Annotated in this window: 5 protein-coding genes and 1 pseudogene; 4 read left to right on the top strand and 2 right to left on the bottom strand. The window is 41.6% G+C overall.

Going from position 1 to position 9,339, the window contains the following annotated elements; translation table 11 throughout:
- The 4 genes from ACYVRB_RS13670 to ACYVRB_RS13685 all read left to right on the top strand — a co-directional run.
- A partial coding sequence (locus ACYVRB_RS13670; RefSeq protein WP_461215997.1) for a hypothetical protein occupies nt 1–191 on the top strand: 191 nt, incomplete at its 5' end.
- Nucleotides 192–196: 5 nt separating this feature from the next.
- A complete protein-coding gene (locus tag ACYVRB_RS13675; protein ID WP_461215999.1) occupies nt 197–481 on the top strand; it encodes a BRCT domain-containing protein in 285 nt (94 codons plus the stop codon).
- A 29-nt stretch (nt 482–510) separates the two neighbouring features.
- Nucleotides 511–1,020 (top strand): AP2 domain-containing protein, encoded by a 510-nt coding sequence (locus ACYVRB_RS13680; protein ID WP_016382271.1) that lies wholly within the window; start codon nt 511–513, stop codon nt 1,018–1,020.
- 537 nt (nt 1,021–1,557) lie between these two features.
- On the top strand, nt 1,558–1,956 hold the full coding sequence (locus ACYVRB_RS13685) for a pyridoxamine 5'-phosphate oxidase family protein (RefSeq protein ID WP_194959013.1): 399 nt from the start codon (nt 1,558–1,560) through the stop codon (nt 1,954–1,956).
- A gap of 370 nt (nt 1,957–2,326) precedes the next feature.
- Here the strand turns inward: ACYVRB_RS13685 and ACYVRB_RS13690 are convergent, their stop codons facing one another.
- Nucleotides 2,327–8,500, bottom strand: coding sequence for a SpaA isopeptide-forming pilin-related protein (locus ACYVRB_RS13690; protein ID WP_123018238.1), 6,174 nt, complete (start codon nt 8,498–8,500; stop codon nt 2,327–2,329).
- Nucleotides 8,501–8,754: 254 nt separating this feature from the next.
- Nucleotides 8,755–9,213: pseudogene (locus ACYVRB_RS13695) on the bottom strand (IS6 family transposase); the annotation flags it as partial.
- Nucleotides 9,214–9,339 lie beyond the last annotated feature (126 nt).

Below are 9,339 nucleotides of genomic sequence, written 5' to 3' on the forward strand. Positions count from 1 at the left end.
TCGGTCTGTTCGTGGTGCATCGATCACCAACTTCTCCGCTCAGTCAGTATTCGCAACGCTCCAAACGTTGCTTTCAGACCGGCCAGATGCGATTTCATGTCCCAAATACCGAGGTGAATAATCCAGGCTTATATCGCATCGAAAAGTATCAGGCAGAAGATCTAGCAAACGTTCCCCCTAGTGAGAGGTAAACATCATGATAGATTTAAGGGGCAAACGAATTCTCTTTACCGGCCGTTTGCGATCTTTTCGTCGTTTCCAGGCACAACAGTTAGCAACTATTCTAGGAGCAAAACCTGTCAACGGGATTGACAAAAATGTCGATATCCTTGTGGTTGGTATTATTAGCAAACCCTATGATCAACTACTTACCACTCAAAAGTTAACGTATGCTATAACCTATGGCATTCCAAAGATTGACGAATTAGCCTTTATTTCATGGTGCCAATGGCGATTAGATCAATTGAAAGCAACTCTTTAAGTGCCTTCTTATCAAACGGGGGAATTAGTATGCAAAAGCGTATCGATTTGGCCAATCAAACGTTTGGCCGACTCACAGTCATTAGTTTTTTTGGAAGCAGTTCTAATGGAAACGCGCTTTGGCTCTGTCAATGTCAATGTGGAAATAAATGTATTGTTGACAGTCAACGACTTCAGAAAGGATTCACTCGCAGTTGTGGGTGTTTGCGATCAGAAATAAGCAGATTAAACATAAAAGCTAATAACCAGACTAAAAAATACATGGGCAATCCCAAGAATTTTCAACTAATCAATCGAACAAATTTAGTTGCTTCTACACTTAAACGGTCCAATAACAAATCTGGCGTTATCGGAGTTAGTTGGGATAAAACTGCTCAAAAGTGGGTCGCAAGGCTGTACTTTCAAGGCCATCTTGTCCTAAATCATGTATATGTTCATATGGAGGATGCCATCGCTGCTCGCAAGGCAGCAGAGAAAAGGTATATTGTACCTTTGCAAAAGCAATATAATCAAACACACCAAAAAAATCAATTAAATTGATTAGACAATCCAATCTGGAGAAAATGCCATTACCTGCACTTTCTATAGATTTATAGAAAAGCCGATTCATTATAAAATGGTTCAATTCCGTAATCATGCAACTGCCCTAAATACTAAGATCAGTTTGCAAGAAAAGAAGCCGTAGCGTGTGTTTGTGGCATCAAGACTTAATTCGACAAACTCCCAGGACAACAATTATTGGGACAGCGTCGTGAAATGGAAAAACGAGGTTATCATCTAGATCAGAAACAGTGTGATCCTCTGTATCAAGGCCAACATTGCGTAGCATACAAGCAACTAAGTCCTGTTGCACTCACAATGCCCATCTATCCTGAGTATGACCAAGGATATAAACACGTTTGCCTAACTAATCTAACAAGCAAAAGGATCTTGTTAACCTTTCAGCGATCCTAGTCTGCGGTGTTCATCTGGGGACATAGGATTGACAAAATAGGATATTGACAAAACAGAATATCGGCAATATACTTACTAAAAGTAATCGGTAAGCGTAATGTCGTGTTGATCGGAGAAAATTAAATGGTAAATCTTACAGAAGAAATGAAGAATATGTTAAAGAGTCAGCTCCCCTTCCTAGCAACAACAGGAATAGATGGCAAACCTCAAGTTGGTCCCAAGGGCTCACTACATGTCTTAGATGACTCACATTTAATCTACTTTGAGCATACCTTCAGGCAAGCCTATGATAATCTCTCGAGCAACCATTTGGCAGCGGTTGCGGTTGCTGATAGAGGCGCTCAACAGGGATTTCGCTTTGAGGGAACGGCTCATATTCATGAAAAAGATGATTTTGCTAATCATATTTTAGATCAAACTAACATTTTTGACCGTTTCCCACGCGCTGGCGTAGTGGTCATTGATGTTGAACGAATCTATAAATTGGATAACACCTTAGAGGCTGGCATTCAAATCGCCTAGGGTTTTTAAAACAAATTCAACCGAGTAAGTCGAAGAACTTTTTAGTGTCCAAACTCATACAGTGTTTATTTCATGTCATTAAGTATTCATTAGCAAGCAGTTTTGTCATACTTTGTTTAGAAGTGATGGAAGTACGTCGAATTCTTAAGAAACCCATAGCTTACTGTTAACGCCATTACTTCGAGCGTGTCGACTTTTGACACGCTTTTTTTATGCTATTGGATACAAATCATTCAATAAAAATGAAGCATCAAAAAAGACGGCTTCCACTATGGAAAGTCGTCTCCGATGAACCTGGTTTTCTAATACTCATTCATGTCGCATCGTCTCGCTACAAAAGTATTCAGTATCGAAATTTGTGACATATACCTTATTGACGTTCTCGTCTGTAAGGTTTGAAGAAGCTATAAACGATTAAACCAAGAACCGAAAGTATCCCAATCAGTGTCATACCCACGTTATTGACATCTCCTGTATTTGGCATTTTTTGGCCATTGCCGTGATTGTCATTGGTGTTTGGTGGTGTACTCTTCTTAAAGTTCTTCGCCACAACCACAGCCGATTCATTACTGAGTTGAAGCTTGATCGTAAACGATATTTTGTCGTTACTCAGTTTATAACCAGCTGGTGCTGCTGTTTCAACAAAGTAGTAGTCACCTGGCTTCAAATCATTGACTTGGATCTGGCCTTTAGCATCTGTGGTCAAATCGCCAGCGATCTTAGTGCCATCCTGCTTATACAGATCGAATACTGCACCGGCAAGAGCTTTCCCAGTATCGCCATCTGTCTTGTTCAAAACAACTGAGCCGGTCTTCTCGGCATTTGTTGCAGAAACGGTGGCAACTTTAGTAGTTGTTTGTAATTCAACCGTGAAGTTCAGCTTACTGTCATTCAATTCATAACCAGCTGGCGCTGCTGTTTCGACAAAGTAGTAGTCACCTGGCTTCAAATCATTGACTTGGATCTGACCTTTAGCATCTGTGGTCAAACCACTAGCAAGCTTAGTGCCATCCTTCTTATACAGATCGAATACTGCACCGGAAAGAGCTTTACCAGTATCACCGTCTGTCTTGTTCAAAACAACTGAGCCGGTCTTCTCGGCATTTGTTGCAGAAACGGTCGCAACCTTGGTTGTGGTTTGTAACTCAACGGTGAAGTTCAGCTTACTATCATTTAGTTCATAGCCAGCTGGCGCTGCTGTTTCGACAAAGTAGTAGTCACCTGGCTTCAAATCATTGACTTGGATCTGACCCTTAGCATCTGTCGTCAAACCGCTAGCAAGCTTAGTGCCGTCTTTCTTATAAAGATCGAATACCGCACCGGAAAGAGCTTTACCAGTATCACTATCCGTTTTGTTCAAGACAACTGAACCCGTCTTCTGAGCATTTGTTGCGGAGACGGTCGCAACCTTGGTTGTGGTTTGTAATTCAACCGTGAAGTTCAGCTTACTATCATTTAGTTCATAGCCAGCTGGCGCTGCTGTTTCGACAAAGTAGTAGTCACCTGGCTTCAAGTCATTGACTTGGATCTGACCTTTAGCATCTGTGGTCAAACCACTAGCAAGCTTAGTGCCATCTTTCTTATACAGATCGAATACTGCTCCAGAAAGAGCTTTACCAGTATCACTATCTGTTTTGTTCAAGACAACTGAACCCGTCTTCTCAGCATTAGTTGCAGAAACGGTCGCAACCTTGGTTGTGGTTTGTAACTCGACCGTGAAGTTCAGCTTACTATCATTCAATTCATAGCCAGCTGGCGCTGCTGTTTCGACAAAGTAGTAGTCACCTGGTTTCAAGTCATTGACTTGGATCTGACCCTTAGCATCTGTCGTCAAACCACTAACAAGCTTTGTGCCGTCCTTCTTATACAGATCAAATACCGCACCGGAAAGAGCTTTACCAGTATCGCCGTCTGTCTTGTTCAAGACAACTGAGCCGGTCTTCTCGGCATTAGTTGCGGCAACAGTCGCAACCTTGGTCGTTGCCTGGAATTCAACCGTGAAGTTCAATTTACTGTCATTCAATTCATAGCCAGCTGGTGCTGCTGTTTCGACAAAGTAGTAGTCACCTGGCTTCAAGTCATTAACCTTGATTTGACCCTTAGCGTCTGTCATCAAACCACTAGCAAGCTTTGTGCCGTCCTTCTTATACAGATCGAACACCGCGCCGGAAAGAGCTTTACCAGTATCGCCGTCTGTCTTGTTCAAGACAACGGAACCAGTCTTCTGACCATTCGTTGCGGCAACGGTCGCAACCTTAGTCGTTGTTTGTAATTCAACGGTGAAATTCAGCTTACTGTCATTTAGTTCGTATCCAGCTGGCGCTGCTGTTTCGACAAAGTAGTAGTTGCCTGGCTTCAAGTCATTGACTTGGACCTGGCCTTTAGCATCTGTCGTCAAACCACTAGCAAGCTTTGTGCCGTCCTGCTTATAAAGATCGAATACCGCACCGGCAAGAACTTTACCAGTATCACTATCCGTTTTATTCAAAACAACTGAGCCAGTCTTCTCGGCATTCCTTGCGGAAACGGTCGCAACCTTGGTTGTTGTTTGTAACTCAACCGTGAAGTTCAGCTTACTGTCATTTAGTTCATATCCAGCTGGCGCTGCTGTTTCGATAAAGTAGTAGTCGCCCGGCTTCAGATCATTGACCTTGATTTGACCCTTAGCATCTGTCGTCAAATCACTGGCAAGCTTAGTGCCGTCCTGCTTATAAAGATCAAACACCGCACCAGAAAGTACTTTACCAGTATCACTATCTGTCTTTGTTAGAAGAGCGCCCCCTAATGTTTTATCATTTGTAACTGGAACTTTTAATTGAATATTATCTCCATTAATTGTAAAGGCATGCTGAGTATCATCTAGCTTATATCCATCAGGAGCCTTTGTTTCGACAATATAATAGTCTCCAGCATTAAGACCGGTATAACTTACAGTGCCATCTAATCCCGTCTTAAGATTCGAAGCAACCTTAGTCCCGTCTTTCTTATAAAGATCAAATATTGCTCCAGCTAAAGGACTTGAGTTATCAGCATCAGATTTTTCAATCGTGACCTTGCCCTTTTGATTAGTGGCAGAAATCGAGACATTATTATCAGTATCTGCATCACTATACTGAAGATTGATTTCTTTCCCATTTGCCAAACTGGTAGAAATCACATAACCATCTGGGGCCTTTGTTTCAACTAAAATGTATTTTCCAGATTTAAGATTATTCCATGTGATACTGCCTGCAGCATCTGTCGTCCCTGTACGAAGCTTCTGCCCTTTTTGTCCGGAAACATCTGACCAAAGTTCAAAAGAAGCTCCAGCAATTGACTTTTTGGTGTCAGCATCACTTTTCGTAAGAACAAGATTAGTGTTCTTACCAGTTGCCGACCCGCTATTGTTTACTATTGCCGTCGATCCACTGGTATTGTTATCGACATCTTTTTCGCCTTTGCCTGATATCGAAGCTGTATTTGTCAACGTATCATTAATCTTTGATGAATTGATCAATGAGCGATAATGAATCGAGTACGCCGAACTAATTTCCTTTGCAAAGGAAATCTTCATCGTTTGCTTACCAGTTACACTATCAGTTTGCAGGTCCACAGAGTAATCCTTACCAAGCACCAATGGGTTACTCGTGTCTTCAGTAAAGCTACCATCAGAAGCGGCCTTCCCTGGATAGATCACAATAGAGCTTTCGTCAATAATTTGATTGTCAGAAGGCTCATCGGTAACAACTGCATCGCTGAAAGTTGACTGTGCTTTATTGACCCATATCGTCCACAATGCATAAGCAGAGTTCGTTGGATCCTGTTTGCCAGTCTTATCCAGAACATTGCCACTATTGGGTACCGACACCTGAGCTGTCAAATCACTAGATTTTTTGTTATTTGTATAGGTCGCTGTATTGTCATACGACTTTTGATCAATGACCTTACCAGAGAGACTAGTCTGGTAAGTCAATACATAAGCTTTAGAACTATCATCTGGTAATTTAGCAGTAAGCTGTTTCTTAGTACTGTCAAAGGAAATATTAGCGGAAGCAACTTGTGTACCCAAAACATATGAGCCATTTGTGTCAATAGAAGCCTCATACAGCTTGGCACTATCTGCTATATAGTCTTGGTCACCAATGATTGGATCAGTGATAGAAGCGTTGCTAAGTTTACGTTGATTATAGTTAGCAACCACCGTCCAAGTAATTTGTTTTGAAACGGCGTTGTAACTTCCTGACTTGCTTCCATCATTTTTAAACTCAGTTTTAGGAGTGAAGTCTGCCTGTCCCTTATTTGTATGATCGTCACCGTCTTTGTCAGTCCAAGTCGCCGTAGCAGTGTTAGTCCACTTGCCCCCATCTGGAAGGCTATTTGTTTCAAAGGCTGTTTTATAACTTAGTGTATACCAACTTGTGGCATGTTCCTTTAAAGTATTAGCAAAGGATATGGTAAAACCATTTCCCTGCTTGCTAATCACATAGTCCGTTCCTTCACTGAGAGTTGTATTATGATCTTTGTCTTTTAAAACAAAGGAACCATAGTCTACGGTCAACCCATCCGGGACTGGATCGGTCATTGACCAATTGCTCATATCTTGACGGGCCATATTGATATCAAAGTTCCACGTAACATTCTTGGTGTTGTAATCAACGGCCCCTAGAGACTTAGTTAGCCCCTGCTGGCCAACTGAATGATCTCCAGAATTCAAAGTCTGGTCGTTGCTAGTTACCGAGTTGCTAATTTTTTCTCCGTCATCGGTTATCGGACTTGTTACTTGCGACTGATATGAAATCTTGACTCCCTTGTTCAGCCCATTTGGGAAAACAATAGTCATTTCAGTTCTATCAGAATTGTAAGTTACTTTATAGTCATCAGTACTGAGAGGCGTACCGGCCTCATCAACTAATGAAAGCTTATTGTCTTCCGGGAATGTTTGGCCCTTTGATAACGTATCTACCAATTTAGTATTGGCAGGAAGTGCCTTTTCACCATAATTGTAGTCAATATGCCAATTGTACTTTTGACTGCCATTATTATCCTGACCATCAAAAATCTTGTTCAGAAGTTTCCCGTAGTTCGCGTTGACGGTCGCACTAGCTGGAATTTCTTTACCATTATTAGTTAAGGTAGCCTTGTTCGTAAAGGTTAATTTCCCACCATTATCTGGCAATTTACTCGAATCAATATCGCTAGTGTATTCAATCTTGAAGGCCTGATAGGTATCTGCGTATGCACCAATAAACGTGATTTTTCCATTTTCGACGTTGTAATCCGTACCCTCTTTAAGGGGATCACCTGTTTTGGTCACGTTACCATCCAAATCAATCGTCAAAGGATACACAACAACTGACTTCAGCGTTGTTGGCACAGTGTTGGTAGTGTCACTTGGCATTGGATCAGAAATCGTCGCATTCTTGAGTTCTTGACCATTAGTATTAATCGTGACATTCCACGTGATTCCGGTTGGGTTATTTCCAGATGTGTTAGCGCCAGTTAGTTGACCAGTCTTTGCGATGTCGTTGCCACCTGATGGCTGAACAACAATTGGTATCGTTACCGGCCCGGTAGTCGTGTCAATCACAATGTTTTCTTTGCCAGACGATGAATCACTGCTGATGGTAGAAGTATAACCAAATGTCCCTTCAATGTGGTTCACGTTTTCAACATTGCTATTAAAGATGAACTTAACTGTGCCATCAGCAGCTATGCTATAAGTTCCATAGTCACCAAGAGTTCCCGTACCTGGTTTATAGGTAATTCCTTCGGGTAACTTAAATGAGAAATAGTCACCATCTTTAAGCTGATACCCATCTTTCAGCTCATCCGGAATTGCCCATGTATATTGAAAATTAAGATTAGTATCTTTGGTCACCTGTGTAGGGTCAACTTTATTACCCTTGTCATCTGTAAATTCAATCTGTGCTCCAGTAATGATTGTCCCTTTGGAGTCATCTGGCAAATACTTTGAAATATCATTGCCCTCAGTACTCTCAGAAACTGTCTTTACAGTTTGGCTCTTCGGCGCAACACTAGGAGCAACATTGCTGCTAGCATCGGTCGAAGGTTTATCAGCTTTTGTTTTCGCAATAGTATCAGTCAATTTTGCAACAACATTTTGACTATCCATTGAAAAGTTGACAGATCCTTCTAAGGATGAAGCATCCGTGAGACTTAGTTGGATAGTCGCTGTTCCAGAAACATTGCCTAAAATCTCTAACTGTAATTTGTCGGCCGAATAGGTATATTTCCCGACAACTTTTTGATTGGCATCAAGAATATTAGAATTGCTCGTATCTTTCAGTTGCTGATTGTTAGAAACAGATACTGAAACTTCCTTATGAATACTTTCATCTGTTGAATTATTTAATGAAAGCTTCAGGTCAATGTTCCGTGATCCAGCAGCTTCTTGAGTTGCCCCTAGAAGTTGAACCTCTGTCGAATCATCGGCCGCACTGGAGCTAGATGTAACGGCTCCTACAACTTGAGCTGATGATTGTAAGAACAGCAAAAAAATCAGAACCAAAGAATATATTTGCTGTCCTATTTTCTTCTTGTTCATAGTTTACCTCCATTTCGAAATAGTCTAATTTTTATTTTTTGGAACCAATTTTAACGAATAAAGTTCGCCCCTCTCCTTTCTAAAAGCCTGTATATGTATCCTATAAGTTATGAATTACTCATAACTCGAAATATTTGAGCTACAGGCTACACACATTAAATATACAACAATTTCGCTTATATTAATAGTTATGGCTCTGGTGCAAATAGTCTGAGAGTGTGCCTTTTACCTAGTTGTTGATAGGGTGTTGTAGGTTATGCTGGCACCATCGCTTTTAATTCGTCCACGGCTGAAAACCCGATGAGGCTTAGCTCTCGTCGGGTTTTCTTGCGTAATGCATGGATGACTTCAATGCCGCTGAGTGTTGCACTAGCGGTTCGGATGCTTTGGAAACTTGCTGACCGCACCCGGTGTCGTTTAATGAATCGATGATCTTGTTCGATTAAATTGTTTCGATACTTGGAACATTGGTGTGCTGATTTGCTCAAGTAGTCTTGTTTCATCAGGTGCTTCACTGCCTTAAGTGTTGCTCGATATTGATCGGTGACTAAGCGATCAGGACGACCATTGGTCGTCAAAAGCCGTTTCAAAAAGTGATAGGCTGCCGCATAATCACGATGCTTTCGCAGTTCGAAGTCGAGCGTCAGACCGTTGCTATCAATTGCACGATACAGATAAGTCCAATGACCTTTGACGTTAATGTAAGTCTCGTCCTGGATTATTCACCTCGGTATTTGGGACATGAAATCGCATCTGGCCGGTCTGAAAGCAACGTTTGGAGCGTTGCGAATACTGACTGAGCGGAGAAGTTGGTGATCGATGCACCACGAACAGACCGA

This window comes from Lacticaseibacillus boliensis, assembly GCF_054784775.1.

What these genes read in the sequence shown, in the direction of transcription:
- ACYVRB_RS13675 (WP_461215999.1), top strand. Translation starts at nt 197, where the DNA reads ATGATAGATTTAAGGGGCAAACGAATTCTCTTTACCGGCCGTTTGCGA.
- ACYVRB_RS13680 (WP_016382271.1), top strand. Translation starts at nt 511, where the DNA reads ATGCAAAAGCGTATCGATTTGGCCAATCAAACGTTTGGCCGACTCACA.
- ACYVRB_RS13685 (WP_194959013.1), top strand. Translation starts at nt 1,558, where the DNA reads ATGGTAAATCTTACAGAAGAAATGAAGAATATGTTAAAGAGTCAGCTC.
- ACYVRB_RS13690 (WP_123018238.1), bottom strand. Translation starts at nt 8,500, where the DNA reads ATGAACAAGAAGAAAATAGGACAGCAAATATATTCTTTGGTTCTGATT.